The following is a 19,353-nucleotide window of genomic DNA, read 5'->3' on the forward strand; positions in this document are numbered from 1 at the left end:
CCTGCAGTATTGATTATTGATTTGTACGATTCCACCAGCCGCCACCCAGCGCCTGGAACAGCGCCGCAGTGTCGGCGTAGCGTGCTGCCTGCGCCTGTACCAGGCTGATATGGGTTTGCTGATAGCTGCGCTGCGCATCCAGCAGCACCAGGTAGCTGATGCCGCCCAATTTGTACTGCTGCTCGGCCAGCGTCAGCGTTTCCTTGGCCAGCGCTTCCGCTTCCGCCTGCGATTTCAGCGCGGCCGCATCGGCTTCCAGCGCGCGCAACGCATCGGCCACGTTCTGGAAGGCGGCCAACACGGTGGCGCGGTACTGCGCCGCCGCCGCGTCGTACGCCGCTTCCGCCGCGCGCCGCTGCGCGCTCAGGGCGCCGCCGTTGAAGATAGGCTGGGTGATGGCCGCCGCCAGATTCCAGGCATTGGTATTGGAATCAAACAGCTTGCCGAAACTCGGGCTCGCGGAACCGTAGCTGCCGCTGAGCGAGAATTGCGGATACTGCGCCGCCGTCGCCACGCCGATGGCGGCGCTGGCCTGATGCAGCAGTTCCTCGCTGGCGCGGATGTCCGGACGCTGGCGCACCAGCGCCGAAGGCAGCGACACCGGCAACTGCTGCGGCAAGGTGAGCGACTCCAGCGCAAACTCCGGCATGCCCGCCTCGCCCGGCAGCTTGCCGGCCAGGACGGACAGCTGGTGGCGCGCGGATGCCAGCGCCTTTTCCAGCGGCGCCACAGTGGCGGCAATCTGCGCCACCTGGTTGCGCTGGCTGAGCACCGTGGTGCGCGGAACGGCGCCATATTCAAACTGCTTCTCGATCACGCCGAGCTGCCGGTTCAGCGCCTCCAGTACCTCGCGCGTAGCCTGCAACTGCGCGCGCAGCGAAGCTTCCTGGATGGCGGTGGTGACCACGTTGGCGCTCAAGGCCAGATAGGTCGCCTCGACCTGGAAGCGCTGGTAGTCCACTGCCGCCTGCGCGCCTTCCAGCGTGCGGCGGGTGGCGCCGAAGACGTCCGGCGTGTACGAGACATTGACCGAAGCGTTATACAGATTAAAGACGCCGGCCGCGCTGCCGGCGGTGGCGGTGCTGGTCTTCTGGCGCGCGGCGCCCAGTTGCGCGCTCACCGCGGGATACACCAGGTTGCCCGCCTGCGCGTTATAGTTTTCCTGCGCCTGCCGCAGCGTCGCTTCAGCCGCCGCCATGCTGGGATTCTGCGCCAGCGCATTGCGGATCAGCTGATCCAGCGCCGGAGAGCGGAACAGCGTCCACCACTGCGCCGGAATCTCCTGCCCGATGGCGAATTGCTGGGCCGCGCCGCCCACGCCAGGCGCGGACGCGGTCTGGCCCGGCAAAGGCGTGGGAGTATAACTGTCGCTGGCGGTGGCTGGCGCCGCAGGGGTTTTGAAATCCGGCCCAAGCGCGCACCCGCCCAGGCCTGCGGCGATCAACGCCGCGGTGAAGATCCGTTTTCTCACTACAGTCTCCCGCACCTTGTGACTAATTTTAAAAATTAACACTCACCAAAGGTTAAATAATATGCATTAACTAACATGTTCGCATTTTTTCCAGCCCAAGTGTGGGTTTATTGCCGTGCGGAGATAAAAAAAACGGGCTTTGCCATTTCTGGCAAAGCCCGTTTTGGGGATCGGGTAGCGATCAGGCCGGTTCAGGCGTCGCCACCGCACCGTAAGCGCGGTTGACTTCAGTCAGCGAGAACAGGTTAGGACCGTTGGTTTGGGCATCGGCCGCCTCTTCATGCGCCAGGCTGCGGTAGGTCAGCGGCGCTTCATAGCGGATACGCTCGTCTTCGCTGATCTTGCCGTCGTGGTTGGCGTCGGCGCCCAGCTCAGCCTCTGGCGGCGGCACGCCCAGTACCCCGTCTTCGCCCACGCCCGGCAGCGGCTCAGGCGACAGCAGCACTTCCGGCGATGGCTCGGCCTTGTTCTGACCGGCTTCGTTGCCGAAGCGGGCCTGGAAGATTTGGGTTTCCGGACGTTCCACCAGCTTTTTCAAGCCCTCGTCAAACTGCTGCAGCGCGGTCTTCAGCGTATCGTCTTCCGATACGGCCTTGACCAGGGCGTTGGCCTGGTCACCGCTGTCGGCGGTGTTGCTGGTATCAGTCTGCAGGGGACTGGTAGCGTTAAAACCGGGCAGCGACAGGTAGGCAGCCACCGAGGCGCTCAGGTCCGCGTTGGTGCTTTGATCCGTTTCAGCTGGTTTTACAGGCGAGAGCGCCTTATCTGCAACCAGGGCTGCGGACAGGGTGGCACCACCAATATTGTTGATCATAATCATAATCGACTCCTGCAAGAAGATTCCTCACCCCTACATTCTATCAGCGTTTTGGCAATAGTTTCCATTTCTTGCCAGCTTCTCCCGCAAAAAAGTGCCTTTTTCCTCAAAAAAAGTTTCCATACAACACTGGGGTCATTAGCAAAATATATTGCGGTTGCGGTTTGATAGTTTTACATGCATTTCGTTGCGGAATTGGTCAGACCACCGTAGAATTGGTCAACCAGCAGCATCCCACCGCATCACAGATTTTTGACCAACCGCGAGCCCGGCCGTCCCCTGGCCTTCCTTTCGGTGGCACGGCATACGCGAGGTGTGCCGACCGGCGCCGGCAAAGACCGGCGTTGTTGAACTCAAACTATCTGGAGACACAAATGCACCTCTTACTACGCAAAGCTGCGGCCGCGGCATGCCTGTTGCTCGCCGCCGGCGGCGCCCGGGCGGCCGATCCGCTGCAACATGCCGTCATCAGCGCCAGCTACAGCGCCGGCGGCATCCTCGGGATAGCCGACGATTACGCCGGCAGCCCGGTCAGCGGCCTCGATCCGCTCAACACCAGCGTTGAATTTTTCACCGCCGACGCCTTGTTCGGCTTTGATTTCGCGCCGGACGGCCATCTCACCATCTACAACAACCTCGCCATTCCAGCCGGTTCCTACAGCGCCAGCTTTGACTTTGGCGCGACTCTGGGCGCGGCCATCGCCGGCTTCAGCGTGACGGATGCCGGCCTTACCGGCGGCACGCCGGTGCTCAGCATTGTCGACGGCCACACCATCCGCATCGACTTGAGTGCGGTCGAGTGGAACGGCGATTACAACGCGCTGCAAACGCAGATCACGCTGCAGGCGGTGCCGGAACCGGCGGCTGTGCTGATGCTGTCGGCCGGTTTGCTCGGCCTGGGCCTGCACGCACGTCGCCGCCGCGGCTAAGCGCCCTCTCACAATTCAAGGAGCATCATGATGAAACTCTCTCGTTTCAGGGCGGCGCTTTGTCTGCTCGCAGTGAGCGCGGCGCTGCAGGCGGCGACGCTCGATCCGGCGCTGCAAACCGCGCCAGCGGACGGCTTTGGCGCCGGCACGGTGGGCGGCTCGGCCGCCATCAGTTCGCAGATCTACACCGTCACTTCGCGTCCGCAACTGCTGGCGGCCATCCAGCGCGGCGGCGTCAACCCCAAGATCATCAAGTTAAGCGGCACCATCGACATGACCGAGGGCGTGCCGTATGCGAACAGCGGCGACCAGGCCATCCGCGGCCTGATACGCCTGCCCAGCAATACCACGCTGATTGGCGCCGATGGCAATGCCGGCATCATCAACGGACATATCGTGCTGTCCAACGTTTCGCAAATCATCATCCGCAACCTGAAGATCGTGAACCCGTGCGACGTCGGCCCCGTATGGGACCCGAACGACGGCGCGCTTGGCAACTGGAACGCGGCCTTTGACGGCATCGGCGTCTCCGGCTCCGATCACGTCTGGGTGGATCACGTGAGCTTCACCGACGGTGCCATGACCGACGACCTGCTGCCGATCGAGAACGGCCAGGTCAGGCAGTGCCACGACGGCGCACTGGACATCACCAACGCTTCCGATTACGTGACGGTGTCGTACAACGTGTTCGGCCAGCACCGCAAGAATAACCTGATCGGCTCCAGCGACACGGCCACGGCGGACAGCGGCAAGCTGCACATCACCTTCAGCAACAACATCTTCCGCGACATCGTCAGCCGCGCGCCGCGGGTGCGCTATGGGCAGGTCCACCTGTTCAACAACTACTTCGTGGGCAGCGCCTCGCATCCGGCCTACCCTTATGAATACTCGGTAGGCGTGGGCCAGCAGGCACAGATCCTGTCCAACAACAACGTGTTTGAAATTGCCGGCGTCACCCGCTGCGATCAGGTGGTGACGCCGATCGGCGGCACCGTGCCGGGCGCTTTCAGGGATGCGGGATCGGTGCTCAACGGCGCAGCGCTGGCCGGATGTTCGACGCCATCCAGCGTGGCCTACAGCGTGCCGTACGCCTTCAGCGCGCGGCCGGCTGCGCTGGTGAAACCGAATCTGGTGGCGCAGGCCGGCGTGGGCAAGATCAGCACCGCCATCAGCGGCAGCGGCAACGTCACGCCCGATGCCACGATCACCCTCACCTGCCCTCCCACCGGCTTGTACTTCTGCGACGATTTCCAGAACAGCAGCCTGGCCAACTGGAACCTGCTGCCGGCGTCCGGCCCCAACGGCAGCTTCAGCGTCAAAGCGGAGAGCATCGGCGCCGCCAACATCGTGATGCAGTACACCGCCGCTTCGACCGGCGGTGTGCTGGCCACGCTCAAGCCGGCCGCCATGGGCGGCGTACCGGGCGGCGATTACTTCGTTGAAGCACGCATCAAGCCCATGACCAACAGCACCACCAGCAACAAGCTGCTCTACCTGCTGGCGCGCTACAAGGATGCCGCCAACTGGTATGGCGCGGGCCTGAATGTGCAAAGCGCCACCACCAGCACGCAGGTGGAAATCGCCCGCATGCTGAACGGGACGCTGACGCGGCCCAAGCAGGTGAAGAAGCCGATCCAGATGGATGCGCAGTTCTACACCGTCCGCTTTGAGATGATCGGCACCACGCTCACCGTGTATCTCGACGGCGAAGCGCTTGGCAGCGTGACCGACGCTTCGTTTGCCGACCGTGGCTTGATCGGGCTGTACACCACCAACAAGTCGTTCCAGATCGATGATGTGCGCATCGGCGACCCCTCGCTCAAGCCTTCGCAGTTGACGCTGAATCCCTCGACGCTGACCTACGCGGCGGAAGTGGGCGACGCCCCGCTGGCCGTCAGCGTGACTGCGCTCAAGCCCGATGGAAAGCTGGATGGCTTCACCGCTTCGTCCAGCAATCCGGCGGTGGCCGCGGTGGCCATCAACGGCACCACGCTGAGCGTGACGCCGGTAGGCGCCGGCAACGCCACCATCACCGTCACCAGCGATTCCGATCCGACGCTGAAGCGCGCCATTGCCGCCACCATCGCTCCGCAGTTCGTGCAGCCGACGCAAACCTACACGTTGAGCGGCGTGGCCCTGCCAGCGGCGCATGCGGACGGCACTCAGGTTGACGCTTCGCTCAAGCTGATCTTCGACAGTCCGCCTACCCTGGGCTCAGGCGGCAGCATCCGTATCTTCCGCAAGGCCGACAACGCGCTGGTGGATGTGATCCGCCTGTCCGGCGAGACTGATATTCTCGGCTATCCCGGCCAGGCCAATGTGCGCAAGATAAACACCACGCCGGTCGCCATCAGCGGCAATACCGTCACCATCAAGCCCCACGCCAACAAGCTGGCTTATGGCACCGAGTATTATGTGGCGATTTCCAACGGTGTGTTCACTGGCACCACCCTGGGCGGCGTGCCGTTCGTCGGCATCGGCGCGCTGGGCGACTGGTCGTTCACCACCCGCGCCAGCGCGCCCGCCGCCAGCAACAGCATCACGGTGGGCGATAGCGCTGACGCGGATTTCAGCACTGTGCAGGCTGCGCTCAACTTCGCCATGCAGACCCTGGGCGCTGCCGATCCTGTCACCATCAATGTGCGCAATGGCGTCTACAACGAGCTGCTTTACCTGCGCGGCAAGGATAACGTCACGCTGAAAGGCGAAAGCCGCGACGGCGCCATCATCCAGTACACCAACTACGACACGCTTAACACCGGCTCCGGCGCCAGTCAGGCCAACGCCGATGCCGCAGCCGCCGGCGGCCGTTCGGTGATGCTGGTGGAGGCCGCGGACATGCTGGTGCTGGATTCGCTAACCTTGAAAAACACTACCCTGCGCTCCGCCGCCATTTCCGCCCAGGCGGAAACCCTCTATTTCAACAATGACAGCGGGCGCCTGGTCGCCAGGAACGCCAACTTCTACAGCGAGCAGGATACGCTCAACCTGAAAGGCTATGCGTGGTTCTGGCAATCGCTGGTGGCTGGCAATGTGGACTTCATCTGGGGCAGCAGCCGCGCCGCCCTGTTCGAGGAATGCGAGATCCGTTCTGTGGGCGACACCAGCAACGCCACCAGCGGCGGCTATATCCTGCAGGCGCGCGCGGCCAATGCCGGCGACAAGGGCTATGTCTTCCTCAACAGCCGCCTGACGCACGGCCCCGGCCCGGGTCCGCTGCATGGCGACGTGCCGGCCGGCGCCACCTATCTGGCCCGCAGCGCCGGCAACACCGCCTACTGGGATAACATCGCCTTCATCAACACCAGGATGGATGCGCACATCGCGACGGTGGGCTGGGCTTCGGCCGGCGTCAACGGCCAGCCGGCACCCAATCCGGCCGTGGCCAGCGCCGCCAGCGGCTGGCGTGAATACGGCAGCACCACGCTGACCGGCGATCCGATCAACCTGGCCGCGCGTGCCGGCGGCTTCCAGCTGAGCGCCAGCGACGTGGCGGCCAGCTTTGCCGATCGCGCCGGGGTGTTTGCGGCGTACGGCGGCGGCGCGGGCTGGAATCCGCAACCCTAGCCGAAAGTAACAGGCGCGCTACATACGCCACCTCTTTCGGAGGATGCGTAGCGCGCCGTCTTTTTATACGATGCGACGACAACCTATATCATGGAGTCGCCGTGCATTACCTGCTTGCCTTGCCTTTCATCGGCCTACTCTGGCTGCCCTTCTACAACCGCGAACTGCCCTCACTGTTTGGTTTTCCCTTCTTTTACTGGTATCAGTTTGCCTGGGTGCCGCTGACTGCGCTCATCATCTGGCTGGTCTATCAGCATGACCGCAAGAAGGGAGGCGAATGATGCCGGGCGAAATCAACTGGACTGCGCTGGGCGTCTTCATTTTCTTCTTTGTGCTGGTGACGGTGCTGGGTTTCGGCGCCTCGCGCTGGCAAAGCGCCAAACAGCAAGGCAACCAGCTGGAAGAATGGGGACTCGGCGGACGTAACTTTGGCGCCTGGATCACCTGGTTCCTGGTTGGCGGCGACTTCTACACCGCGTACACCGTGATCGCCGTGCCCGCGCTGGTGTATGCGGTCGGCGCATACGGCTTCTTCGCCCTGCCCTACACCATCCTGGTGTACCCGATCGTCTACCTGATCATGCCCAGGCTGTGGCACGCAGCGCAGAAGGCTGGCCACGTTACGGCCGCCGACGTGGTGTTCGGGCGTTATGGTTCGCGCCCGCTGGAATTCGCGATCGCCCTTACCGGCGTGGTGGCGACCATGCCTTACATCGCCCTGCAACTGGTCGGCATGGAGGTGGTGATCAAGGCGCTGGGCCTGACCGGCGAACTGCCGCTGGCGGCGGCCTTCGTCATTCTCGCGCTCTACACCTATGCCGCAGGACTGCGCGCGCCGGCGCTGATTGCCTTCGTCAAGGACCTGATGATCTATATCGTGGTGCTGGTGGCGGTGGTGCTGGTGCCGATCAAGCTGGGGGGCTATGGCACCGTGTTCTCCGCCGCCGGCGAAGCCTTCGCGGCCAAGGGCGGCGCCACCGGCCTGACGCTCACGCCGGCGCAGATCCTGCCGTTCGCCACGCTGGCGCTGGGATCGGCGATGGCGGCCTTCATGTATCCGCATACGCTGACCGGCATCTTTGCCGCCAACAGCGCGGACACCATCCGCAAGAACGCCGTGTTCCTGCCGGCCTACACGATTCTGCTTGGCCTGATCGCGCTGCTGGGCTTCATGGCATATGCCGCGCATATCACGGTGGCCGGCAATAACGATGTGGTGCCGGCGCTGTTCAACGCCTTGTTCCCGAGCTGGTTCAGTGGATTTGCCTTCGCCGCCATCGCCATCGGCGCACTGGTGCCGGCGGCGGTGATGTCGATCGGCGCGGCCAATCTGTTCACCCGCAATTTCTGGAAGCCGTACGTGAATCCGGCCGTCACGCCGCAGGGCGAAGCGTCGGTGGCGAAGGCGGTATCGCTGGTGGTGAAGGTCGGCGCGCTGGTGTTCATCCTGTTCCTGCCGACCAAATTCGCGCTCGACCTGCAGCTGCTGGGCGGCGTGTGGATACTGCAAACCTTCCCGTCGGTGGTGTTTGGCCTGTTCTTCGGCTGGTTCGGCGCACGCGCCCTGCTGTGCGGCTGGGCGGTCGGCATTGTGGCCGGCAGCCTGCTGGCGTTCAGCGACGGCATCAAGCCGGTGCACACTCTGGTGCTGGGCGGCGACAGCTATACCGCTTACACCGGATTGCTGGCACTGGCGCTGAACATCGTGGTGGCGGTGCTGCTCCAGTTGGTGGCTGGCGGCAAAAAGCCGGCCTGATTGGCCGTCATCGTTTCGTCACAAGAATGGGATAACATGGCGTGTTATCCCATTTAATCTACGACGACCTCTATGACTCAGAAAATGTCTTTGCGCGCCATCGTACTGGCGGCATCCTGCCTGGCGCTGTCCAGCGTTTACGCCGCCGCACCGGCGCCAACCACCGCCTCCACCCTGCCCAAGCTCGTCGTCGTGCTGGTGGTGGACGGTCTGCCGAACGAGCAGGTGCAGCGCTACCGCGACCAGTTTGGCCAGGGCGGCTTGCGCCGCATGCTGGACCAGGGTGCATCGTTCAGCAACGCACATCAGGCGCACGGCGTGACGGTGACCGCCATCGGCCACAGCGCGGTGTTAACCGGCGCTTATCCTTATGTGCATGGCATCATCGGTAATAACTGGATCGACCCGGTCACCAAAAAATCGGTCTACTGCACCGAAGATACCAACTACACCTACATCGGTGAAGAGACCAAAACCAGTGACGGCACCTCCCCGGCCAGGCTGAAGGTCAACACGCTGGGCGATGAGCTGCGCTACGCCACCGGCAGCAAGAGCAAGGTGGTCACCGTGTCCGGCAAGGATCGCGGTGCGATTCTGCTGGCGGGTAAAACCGGCACCGCCTACATGTACATGGACAAAACCGGCAACTTCGCCAGCAGCACCTACTACATGAAGCAGCATCCTGAATGGGCCACCAAATACCTGGCCACCAGGCCACAGGATCGCTACTACGGCAAGACCTGGTCGGCCCTGCTGCCGGAAGCCGCCTACGCCGGCGACGCCCCGGAAGAGCTGAACGCGCCCAAGGCCGGTGGCCACAATCGTCTTCCTTACACCTATTACAGCGAAAGCGGCGAGATCGATGCCGGCTACTACGCCAGCCTGCGCGTCGGCCCGTATCTGGATCAACTGACGCTGGACTTCGCGCGCGCGGCGGTGGAAGGCGAAAACCTCGGCCGCAACCCGGCCGGCGTGCCGGACCTGCTGGGCGTCAGCCTGTCGGCGCACGATTATGTGAACCACGCCTTCGGCCCGGAGAGCAAACTGTCGCACGACCACCTGCAGCGCGTTGACCGCATGCTGGCGGACTTCTTCAATTATCTGGACAAACGCGTCGGCATGGACAATGTGCTGGTGGTGCTGACCGCCGATCACGGTTTCGCCAATACGCCGGAATTCTCGCAAACGCAGCACTATGACGCGCAGCGCCTGGATGGCGACCAGCTGATGGCGGCGCTGGACAAGCACCTGGAAGCCAGGTTCGGCGTGGCAAAGCTGGTGCAGGCCTGGTCGCTGCCCAACATCCACCTGAATTATGCGCTGGCCGACCAGAACAAGCTGAAACGGGAAGATGTGGAAAACGCGGCGGCGCAATACCTGCTGGCGCAAAACGGCATTGCCGATACCTTCACCCGCTCCCAGTTTGAAAGCGGTGCGGTACAAGGCACGCATATCAACACCCTGATGCGCCGCGCCTGGAACCGTCAGTTGTCGGGCGATCTGATGGTGATTACCAAGCCGTTCTGGTACTTCGGCACGGGCAACAGCGGCACCTCGCACGGTTCGCCCTACGCCTACGACACCAACGTGCCGCTGATGATCATGGGCAAACGCTGGATCAAGCCTGGCGCCTACGGTGAGTATGCGGAAGTGGTCGACATCGCGCCGACCTTGGCCAAACTGCTGCACCTGCGCCCGCCGGCAGGCTCGGAAGGCCGCGTGCTGACCGAAACCCTGCGCTGATCAGCGCGCAGCTTGCGGCGCCGGTTGCGCATAAACGATGATGGGCGCGACCGGCGCCGGCGGTGATGGACGTGGCCGGTTCAACAGCAATGCGGTGGTGATCGACGTATTCAGTCCTACACCGCCGAGCACGGTTGCCACCCAAGTCAGTTCAGACTGCTCAGGTACTGATTCAAATGGTCAAAATTCAGTGGCTTGGAGAAATGCTGGGTGAAGCCGGCGGCGACGGCCTTTTTGGCCGAGTCACGGTCGGCCGAGCCACTCAGCGCAATGATGGGTACGGCCTGTGCACCAGGCATGCGGCGGATGGCGCGCACGGCGCCGAAACCGTCCATCCACGGCATGCCCAGATCCATGATGATGGCCTTCGGCACCGCCTCGCGCACCCAGTCGCAGGCTTCATAGCCATTATGGGCCGCGGCGGTTTCATAGCCCTGGCACTGCAACAGCGCCGACAGCGACTCCACCACATCGACATTATCGTCCACCACCAACACCTGCTTCGCGCTTGCCATGATATGCCTCACATAGTTGAGATTGTGAGGCCATCGTAACAACGGCTGAGCTAGCCGTATGTTCGCCAGCGCACCTTAGCCGCGCACAGCCGCTTCAATCTTGGCCACGTCGATCTTGCGCATTTCCATCATGGCGGTGAAAGCGCGCTTGGCCACCTCGCCGCCCTGCTTCATGGCGTCGGTCAGCACGCGCGGGGTGATCTGCCACGACAGGCCCCACTTGTCCTTGCACCAGCCACAGGCGCTTTCCACGCCGCCGTTGCCGACGATGGCATTCCAGTAGCGGTCGGTTTCTTCCTGATCTTCGGTGGCAATCTGGAACGAGAAGGCTTCACTTTGCTTGAAGGCACTGCCGCCGTTGAGGCCCAGGCACGGGATGCCCAGCACGGTAAATTCAACGGTCAGGGCCTGCCCGGCCTGGCCGCCGGGAAAATCGGTCGGCGCGCGGTGCACGGCGCCGACGCTGCTGTCGGGGAAAACGCTGGCGTAGAAATTGGCCGCCGCCTCAGCGTCATGGTCGTACCACAGGCAGATCGTGTTTTTGTTCATCGTCTCTCTCCTCTGTTCGCCGCCCAGGCAGCCGGAATGACTGCCGGAGCGGCGATTTTACAGCGAAGAGATCAAGCCCGGCACACTTCTTAGCTCACCATCAGCTTGACCGACTTGAGATTCACGCTGTCCGGACCGGCGTGTATGGTGAAGCTGCCAGGCTCCACCACGCGCTGCATGTCAGTGTTGTAGAACCACAGGTCGGACGGCTTGATGTCAAAGCTCAGCGTGCGCTTCTCACCCGGCTGCAGGGTGACGCGCTTGAAGGCTTTCAGCTCCAGCACCGGACGGGTGACCGAGCTGACGTCGTCGCGGATATAGATCTGCACCACTTCGTCGCCGGCGCGCTTGCCGGTGTTGGTCACGTCCACTTCCACCTTGGTCGACTCGCCCACCGCGATGGCGGACTTGGCCAGGCGCGGTGCGGAAATCGCAAAGCTGGTGTAGCTCAAGCCGAAACCGAACGGATACAGCGGCTTGGTCGAGCCGTCGATGTAACCACGGCGCGCGGACGGCTTGTGGTTGTAGAAGATCGGCAGCTGGCCGACGCTGCGCGCGATCGATACCGGCAGCTTGCCGCCCGGGTTGGCGCGGCCGAACAGCAGGTCGGCCGCCGCGTTGCCGGTCTCCTGGCCCATGTACCAGCCTTCGATAATCGCGTCGGCCTTCTCGGCCAGCAGGTTGATCGACAGCGGGCGGCCATTCAACAGGAATACCACGGTCGGTTTGCCCAGCGCGAAAATGGCGCGCGCCAGATCGTTCTGCTGGCCCATCAGGTCCAGCGTCTCACGGTCGCCCAGGTGGGTATCGGCCCATGCTTCGCGGCTGGTCTGCTCGTTGTCGCCCAGGACCATGATGATGGTGTCGGCCGACTTGGCCGCTTCCACCGCGTCAGCAATCAGCCTGGCGTTGACCGCCGGGTCGGTAAACTTGATCTCATCCTGGCCCCAGATGCGGCTTTCGGTGATGCGCACGCCTTCCGAATACGCCAGCGTGAACCCCTGTGCCTTGGCTTCCGCCTGCAGACCTTCATAGATCGACACCACATGGCGCGGAATATCCGAATAGCCGCCGATCGGCGTGTCCTTGGCGTGGGTGCCAAGCAGCAGCACCTTGCCGACCTTCTTGCCGTCCAGCGGCAGCAGGCCCTTGTCGTTCTTCAGCAGTACCGGCGTGCGGGTCGCGGCCACGCGTGCCAGGGCGACGGCGTCCTTGTTGGCGGTCAGGCCATCGGCGGCCTTGGCGTCCACGTATGGCTGCTCGAACATGCCGGCTTCAAACTTCATGGTCAGGATGCGGCGCACCACCACATCGATCTCGCTCTCCTTGATGCGGCCTTCCTTGACCAGATTACCCAATTCCTTGAAGCCCGCGCCGTCCGGCGTCTCGATATCGACGCCGGCCTTGAAGGCGCGATAGCCGGCCTCCTTGGCCGAATCCACCAGCTTGTGGCGCGACACCAGTTCGGCCACGGCCATGTAGTCGGACACGGTCAGGCCCTTGAAGCCCCACTCATCGCGCAGCACCTTGGTCAGCAGCCAGTGGTTGGCGTGCGACGGCACACCGCCGATTTCGTTATACGACGGCATCACGGCGCCGACGTTGGATTCCTTGATGGCGCGCTCGAACGGCGGGAAGAACTCCTCGCGCAAGGTGCGCTCGGTGACTTCCGCCGGCCCGGTGTTGGTGCCGTTTTCTGGCTGGCCGTGGCCCGTCATGTGCTTCAGCGTGACGAACACCTTGTCCTTGGCGAGCTTTGGACTGGTGCCGGCGAAACCGAGGATCGCGGCCTTGCCCATCTCGCCGCACACATATGGATCTTCACCGAAGGTCTCCTCGATACGCCCCCAGCGCGGCTCGCGCGCCACGTCCACCACCGGCGCCAGCGCCATCTGCGAGCCGGCCGCGCGCATTTCACGTGCGGCCACGCTGAAGATTCTGGTGGTCAGATCGGTGTCGAAGGAGGACGCAATGCCGATCGCCTGCGGGAAGCTGGTCGCATGACGCGCCACATAGCCGTGCAGCGCTTCCTCATGCATGAACATCGGGATGCCGAGGCGGGTCTGTTCCATCGCCCATTTCTGCGCCGCGTTGATGTAGGTGGCGGTTTCCAGCGGCGTGCGGTTCAACACCTGTCCATCGTCGCCGGCCGCGCCGCCGCCCTGCCCCAGACGCCGGTCCGATGGACGCGCCAGCATGCCTATGCCATGCGGGAATTCCTTCTGCGCCTTGGCGGCGACAAATTCGCCCTTGTCATCCTGGATTCTGACCTTGGTCAGCCAGGTGCAGTGCAGCTGCATGATCTTCTCTTCCAGCGTCATGCGGCCGAGCAGATCGTCGACGCGCTTTTCCACCGCCAGCGCCGCATCTTTGTACGGCGCCTTGGCTGGCGCGGCGATCGCCGGCAGCACGGTGAGGCCGGCCAGGCCGGTCATGGAAGTCAGAAATTGCCTGCGGTGGTTGGTCATGCATTGTCTCCTTGGTGGATTTATTTTTTATCGTTTGCCGGCGCGGGTGCTGACGTCCACCCAGACCGCCAGCGTCAGGATGGCGCCCTTGACGATCATCTGCCAGTAGGTGTCGACGTCCAGCATCGACATGCCGTTGTCCAGCGACGCCATCACCAGCGCGCCGATCAGGGCGCCGTGCACGGTGCCCGAGCCGCCGCGCATCGAGGTGCCGCCGATGAAGCAGGCCGCGATCGCATCCAGCTCGCCGGAGGTGCCGGCCGATGGCGAACCAGCCGCCAGACGCGCGGTGTTCACCAGACCCGCCAGTGCGCACATCAGGCCCATGATGCCGAAGATCCACAGCTTGATCGATTTGACGTTGATGCCGGACAGGCGGGTCGCCTCCATGTTGGAGCCGACTGAGTACACGCGGCGGCCAAACACGGTCTGGGTGGTGACGTAGCTGAAAATGCCCAGCAGCGCAAGAAGCAGCAGCACCGGCAGCGGAATGCCTTCATACGAGTTGAAGGTGATGACGAATGCCGCCAGCACCACGCCCAGCATGGCCAGCTTGGCGGCGTCGCGCCACATCGGCGCCACGTCCAGCGCATGCGCGGCGCGGCTGCGGCGCTGCGCAATGATCAGATACACGGCCACCACGAACAGCAGGAAGCCCAGCGCAATGCCCAGCGTCGGCGACAGGTAAGCCTGGCCGATGTAGACCATATCGTCCGAAACCGGCGCGATGGTGGTGCCGCCGGTCACGCCCAGCACGATGCCGCGGTACGCCAGCATGCCGCCCAGACCGACGATGAACGATGGGATGCCCAGGTAGGCGGTCAGGTAGCCATTGAACAGGCCAATCACCAGGCCCACCACCAGCACCACGATCAGCGTCAGCGGCAGCGGCAAATGGTGCGTCACATCCAGCACCGCCGCCACGCCGCCCAGCAGGCCAAGCAAGGAGCCGACCGACAGGTCGATCTCGCCGGCGATAATCACCAGCGACATGCCGCAGGCGACGATGCCGGTGATCGCCATCTGGCGCATCAGGTTGGACAGATTACGCGGGGTGATGAAGCCGCCCTCGGTGTGATAGCTGAAGAATGCCCAGATAATCGCCACCGCAATCAGCAGCGCCAGCATCTTGTACTGCGTGAACAGCTGTTTCAAATTACTTTTCATGAGTAAGTCCTAAAATCAGTGCGCCTGATCCAGCGCCGCCGCCAGTACCGTTTCCTGGCTCAGATTGTCGTTGACGAAATCGCCGCGCAGCTTGCCCTCGCCGATCACCAGCACGCGGTCGGAAATGCCCAGCACTTCGGCCAGTTCCGACGACACCATGATGATCGACATGCCTTCCTTGGCGAGGTTGAAGATCAGCTGATAAATCTCGAACTTGGCGCCGACGTCGACGCCGCGCGTCGGTTCATCGAGGATCAGGATCTTCGGTTTGGTCAGCAGCATCTTGGACAGCACCGCCTTTTGCTGGTTGCCGCCGGACAGCCCGGTAATCGGCAGGAAAGGGCTGGAGGTTTTCAGCTTGACGCTCTTGATCTCCTGGCGGATGGTGGCCAGTTCGGCCTCCTGGTCGATACGGGTGGCGCGCGCGAAGTCCTTCAGCACGGTCAGCGTCATATTATGTCCAACGCCGAGGTCCGGCACGATGCCGTGGTGCTTGCGGTCTTCCGGCACCATGGCCAGGCCATTGCGGATGGCTTTCACCGGCGTGCTGGTATCGAGCCTGACGCCGTTCAGATACACCTCGGCCTCGCTCGGCCCCGGATAGGCGCCAAAGATGGCGGACACCAGTTCGGTACGCCCTGCTCCCACCAGGCCGGCGATGCCCAGCACTTCGCCCTTGCGCAGCTGGAACGAGATGTTGTCGACCCGCTTGCGTTCAGGATTGTCGGCGTCGTAGCAGGTGACGTTGCGGGCCTCGAAAATCACCTCGCCCGGCGTGTGTTCGCGCTGCGGATACAGCTGCGTCATTTCGCGGCCTACCATCTGCGCGATGATGCGGTCGATATTCATCTCCGACATTGGCGTGGTGGCGATGTGCTGGCCGTCGCGGATGGTGACGATGGTGTCGCAGATATCGGCCACTTCATCCAGCTTGTGCGAGATGTAGACGCAGGTGACGCCCTTGGCTTTGAGCGAGTGGATAATATTCAGCAGCACCTTGATCTCTGCCGCCGTCAGCGAGGACGAAGGCTCGTCGAGAATCAGCAGGCGCGCGTTCTTGTTGAGCGCCTTGGCGATTTCAATCAGCTGCTGGTGGCCGCCGCCGTACTGCTTCACCGGCAGCACCACGTTCACATCGTTGATGTTCAGCTCTTTCAGCAGCTTTTCGGCACGGCGGTTCATGGCCGCATAATCCATGCGGCCGCCCGGCAGCGTGATCTCATTGCCGAGGAAGATGTTCTCAGCCACCGACAACTCCGGCACCAGCATCAGCTCCTGGTGGATGATGACGATGCCGGCCGCTTCGGTTTCCCGGATGGACTGCGCCTGCAGCGGCTTGCCATCCCAGATGATTTCGCCGTCCCAGGTGCCGTGCGGGTACACGGCGGACAGCACTTTCATTAATGTCGACTTGCCGGCGCCGTTCTCGCCGCACAAGCCGGCGCATTCGCCGGCTTTGAGCTTGATGTCGATGCCGTTCAGAGCGCGCACACCGCCAAATTCCTTGACGATGTTGCGCATTTCCAGAAGATATTCGGCCATGCTGATTCCTTAATTGGCGGTCAGCTGGGCCTTGGTGTAGAAACCGTCGTCAGACAGCACGTTCACGTTCGCCTTGGTCAGCGCGATTGGCGCCAGCAGCAGCGTGTTCACGTTCTTCATGCCGTTGTTGTAGTTGGCGTTGAAGGCAGGCGCCTCGTTGCGCACCAGTTTGACCGACAGGCGCGCGGCTTCGGTGGCGATCACTTTCAGCGGCTTGTAGACGGTCATCGCCTGGGTGCCGGCGATCACGCGCTTGACGGCGGCGAGGTCGGCGTCCTGGCCGGACACCGGCACTTTGCCGGCCAGTTTTTGCGCGGCCAGCGCCTGGATGGCGCCGCCGGCGGTGGCGTCATTGGATGCGACCACGGCGTCGATCTTGTTGCCGTTGGCGGTCAGCGCGTTTTCCACGATGGACAGCGCTTCCGACGCGCTCCAGTCCTTGGTCCACTGCTTGCCCACGACTTTGATGTCGCCCTTGTCGATCAGCGGCTGCAGCACTTTCAGCTGGCCTTCGCGCAGCACCTTGGCATTGTTGTCGGTCGGCGCGCCGCCCAGCAGATAGTAATTACCCTTTGGCTTGATGGCCACCAGGCTGCTGGCTTGCAGCTCGCCGACCTTGGCGTTATCGAAGGAGATGTAGGCGTCGATGTCGGCGTTCAGGATCAGGCGGTCGTACGACACCACCTTGATCTTGGCCTTCTTCGCTTCACGCACGGCGTTGTTCAGCACCGTGGCGTTGTAAGGAACGATGACCAGCACGTCCACGCCGCGCGAGATCAGGTTCTCGATCTGCGCGATCTGGCGCTGTTCGCTGGCGTCGGCCGACTGCACGTAGACCTTGGCGCCCAGCTTCTCCGCTTCCGCGGTGAAGTAGTCGCGGTCGCGCGCCCAGCGCTCAAGGCGCAGGTCATCGATCGAGAAACCGATCTTCGGGTTCTTGGCATCGGCCATGGCGCCGCCAGCGCCCAGAGCCATCATGGCGCCGAGTACGGCGCTAACTACAATCTTCTTCATTTAATCGTCTCCGTTGTTGTTTTGCGTGAAGGGCTTAGTGGTTGTGGCGTGCCAGTTTGTCGCCCACGCCCTGGTACTTGAGCGCCAGCTCCATGCAGGCCCCGGTTTCCATCTGGCCCACGGTGGAGCGGTACAGCTCCTGCCATGGCGTCTGGCTTTGCGGCACCGGCGGGATGCCTTCCGCCTTGCGCTTCGCCAGTTCCTCATCGCTGATCAGCATATTGCAGCTGCCTTCGTTCAGGTCCACGCGCACGGTGTCGCCGGTGCGGATGTAGGCCAGACCGCCACCCACCGCGCTTTCCGGCGAGGCGTTCAGGATCGACGGGCTGTCCGAGGTGCCGGACTGGCGGCCGTCGCCCAGCGTCGGCAGCCAGTTGATGCCGCGCTTGATCAGCGCATCAGGCGGCTGCATGTTGACCACCTCCGCCGAACCTGGCCAGCCGATCGGACCTGCGCCGCGGATCACCAGCATGCAGTTCTCGTCGATGTTCAGCGACGGGTCGTTGATGCGCTTGTGATAGTCGCCCGAACCATCGAACACGATGGCGCGCGATTCGAAGATGTTTTCCTTGCCCGGCGTGCTCAGATAACGCTGGCGGAATTCCGGCGAAATCACGCTGGTCTTCATGATGGCGAAGTCGAACAGATTTCCCTTCAGGACAAAGAAGCCGGCGTCTTCCTTCAGCGGCGCGTTGAACGGGTAGATCACCTCGCGGTCATTGGTCTCGCGGCCGACCAGGTTTTCCTTCATGGTGGCGCCGGTGACGGTCAGGCGGTTGGAGCGCAGCTTGCCCTGCTGCTCCAGTTCCCACATCACGGCCGGCACGCCGCCGGCGCGGTGGAAGCGCTCGCCCAGGAACTTACCGGACGGCTGCATGTTCAGCAGCAGCGGCACCTTATGGCCATACTCCATCCAGTCGCTCGACTTCAGCTCAACGCCGGCGTGGCGCGCCATGGCGACGATGTGCTGCTGGGCGTTGGTGGAACCGCCGATGGCGGCGTTGACCACAATCGCGTCCAGGAAGGCGTCACGGTTGAGGATCTGCGACGGACGGATGTCCTGCTTTGCCATCTCGACGATGCGCTTGCCGGTTTCGTAGGCCATCTGGCCACGCTCGCGGTACGGCGCAGGAATGGCCGAGCAGCCGGTGAGCGACATGCCCAGTGCTTCAGCGATCGCGTTCATGGTGGAGGCGGTGCCCATGGTGTTGCAATGGCCCGCGGACGGCGCCGATGCGGCGGCGATCTGCAGGAACTTCTCTTCATCGATCTTGCCGGCGGCCAGTTGCTTGCGGCCTTTCCAGATCGCGGCGCCGGAGCCCACCAGCTCACCATCGAGCCAGCCGTCCAGCATAGGACCGCCGGACAGCACGATGGCAGGCAGGTCGATGGTGGCGGCAGCCATCAGCTGCGACGGCGTGGTCTTGTCGCAGCCGGTGGTCAGCACCACGGCGTCGATCGGATAGCCGTGCAGGATCTCGACCAGGCCCATATACGCCAGGTTGCGGTCAATGGCGGCGGTCGGACGGCGGCAGTTCTCGAAGATCGGGTGCAGCGGGAATTCCATGGCGATGCCGCCCGCGTCGCGGATGCCGTCGCGCACGCGCTTGGCCAGCTCCAGGTGGATGCGGTTGCACGGGCTGATATCGCTGCCCGATTGGGCGATACCGATGATGGGACGGCCGGAACGCAGTTCCTCCGGCGTGATCCCGTAGTTCATGAAGCGCTCAAGATACAGCGCGGTCATATCGATGTGGTCCGGATTATCGAACCAGTCCTGCGAGCGGTAGCGACGCGATTGGGTGCTCATAGAGT

14 protein-coding genes are annotated in these 19,353 nt (G+C 63.1%); 5 read left to right on the forward strand and 9 right to left on the reverse strand.

Going from position 1 to position 19,353, the window contains the following annotated elements; translation table 11 throughout:
* Positions 1-13: 13 nt before the first annotated feature.
* Together ABDW57_RS08665 and ABDW57_RS08670 are read right to left on the reverse strand one after the other, a co-directional pair.
* Positions 14-1,471 carry an efflux transporter outer membrane subunit gene (locus ABDW57_RS08665; protein ID WP_343729804.1) on the reverse strand — a complete coding sequence of 486 codons (1,458 nt, stop codon included), beginning with the start codon at positions 1,469-1,471 and terminating at the stop codon, positions 14-16.
* A gap of 181 nt (positions 1,472-1,652) precedes the next feature.
* A complete protein-coding gene (locus tag ABDW57_RS08670) occupies positions 1,653-2,291 on the reverse strand; it encodes a hypothetical protein (protein WP_343729805.1) in 639 nt (212 codons plus the stop codon).
* 371 nt (positions 2,292-2,662) lie between these two features.
* On the opposite strand from ABDW57_RS08670, the gene ABDW57_RS08675 reads away from it, so the two are divergent.
* The 5 genes from ABDW57_RS08675 (at position 2,663) to ABDW57_RS08695 (ending at position 10,283) form a co-directional block, all read left to right on the forward strand.
* The gene (locus tag ABDW57_RS08675; protein ID WP_343729806.1) at positions 2,663-3,217 is read left to right on the forward strand and encodes a PEP-CTERM sorting domain-containing protein; all 555 of its coding nucleotides are present in this window, start codon (positions 2,663-2,665) and stop codon (positions 3,215-3,217) included.
* 27 nt (positions 3,218-3,244) lie between these two features.
* The gene (locus ABDW57_RS08680) at positions 3,245-6,784 is read left to right on the forward strand and encodes a pectinesterase family protein (protein ID WP_343729807.1); all 3,540 of its coding nucleotides are present in this window, start codon (positions 3,245-3,247) and stop codon (positions 6,782-6,784) included.
* Positions 6,785-6,885: 101 nt separating this feature from the next.
* Positions 6,886-7,065: a DUF3311 domain-containing protein gene (locus ABDW57_RS08685; protein WP_343729808.1), complete on the forward strand. Its 180-nt coding sequence runs from the start codon at positions 6,886-6,888 to the stop codon at positions 7,063-7,065.
* The gene (locus ABDW57_RS08690) at positions 7,065-8,540 is read left to right on the forward strand and encodes a sodium:solute symporter (protein ID WP_343730010.1); all 1,476 of its coding nucleotides are present in this window, start codon (positions 7,065-7,067) and stop codon (positions 8,538-8,540) included. Before ABDW57_RS08685 ends, ABDW57_RS08690 begins: the two co-directional genes overlap by 1 nt.
* Positions 8,541-8,624: 84 nt before the next feature.
* Complete coding sequence (locus tag ABDW57_RS08695; RefSeq protein ID WP_343729809.1) at positions 8,625-10,283, forward strand: alkaline phosphatase family protein; 1,659 nt, start codon at positions 8,625-8,627, stop codon at positions 10,281-10,283.
* 146 nt (positions 10,284-10,429) lie between these two features.
* Here ABDW57_RS08695 and ABDW57_RS08700 read toward each other — a convergent pair whose 3' ends face one another.
* The 7 genes from ABDW57_RS08700 to ABDW57_RS08730 all read right to left on the reverse strand — a co-directional run bounded on the left by ABDW57_RS08700 (position 10,430) and on the right by ABDW57_RS08730 (position 19,348).
* On the reverse strand, positions 10,430-10,798 hold the full coding sequence (locus ABDW57_RS08700; protein WP_343729810.1) for a response regulator: 369 nt from the start codon (positions 10,796-10,798) through the stop codon (positions 10,430-10,432).
* Between the two features lie 75 nt (positions 10,799-10,873).
* Positions 10,874-11,347: a VOC family protein gene (locus tag ABDW57_RS08705; RefSeq protein ID WP_343729811.1), complete on the reverse strand. Its 474-nt coding sequence runs from the start codon at positions 11,345-11,347 to the stop codon at positions 10,874-10,876.
* Positions 11,348-11,436: 89 nt separating this feature from the next.
* On the reverse strand, positions 11,437-13,815 hold the full coding sequence (locus tag ABDW57_RS08710; RefSeq protein WP_343729812.1) for a glycoside hydrolase family 3 N-terminal domain-containing protein: 2,379 nt from the start codon (positions 13,813-13,815) through the stop codon (positions 11,437-11,439).
* Positions 13,816-13,842: 27 nt separating this feature from the next.
* The gene (locus ABDW57_RS08715; RefSeq protein WP_343729813.1) at positions 13,843-14,982 is read right to left on the reverse strand and encodes a sugar ABC transporter permease; all 1,140 of its coding nucleotides are present in this window, start codon (positions 14,980-14,982) and stop codon (positions 13,843-13,845) included.
* A gap of 15 nt (positions 14,983-14,997) precedes the next feature.
* Complete coding sequence (gene xylG, locus ABDW57_RS08720) at positions 14,998-16,524, reverse strand: D-xylose ABC transporter ATP-binding protein (protein ID WP_343729814.1); 1,527 nt, start codon at positions 16,522-16,524, stop codon at positions 14,998-15,000.
* A gap of 9 nt (positions 16,525-16,533) precedes the next feature.
* Positions 16,534-17,538 (reverse strand): D-xylose ABC transporter substrate-binding protein, encoded by a 1,005-nt coding sequence (xylF, locus tag ABDW57_RS08725; RefSeq protein ID WP_343729815.1) that lies wholly within the window; start codon positions 17,536-17,538, stop codon positions 16,534-16,536.
* Positions 17,539-17,572: 34 nt separating this feature from the next.
* Positions 17,573-19,348: an IlvD/Edd family dehydratase gene (locus tag ABDW57_RS08730; protein WP_343729816.1), complete on the reverse strand. Its 1,776-nt coding sequence runs from the start codon at positions 19,346-19,348 to the stop codon at positions 17,573-17,575.
* Between the last annotated feature and the right edge of the window lie 5 nt (positions 19,349-19,353).

Source organism: Duganella sp. (genome assembly GCF_039595735.1).
In the GTDB taxonomy this organism is placed as follows: domain Bacteria; phylum Pseudomonadota; class Gammaproteobacteria; order Burkholderiales; family Burkholderiaceae_D; genus Rugamonas.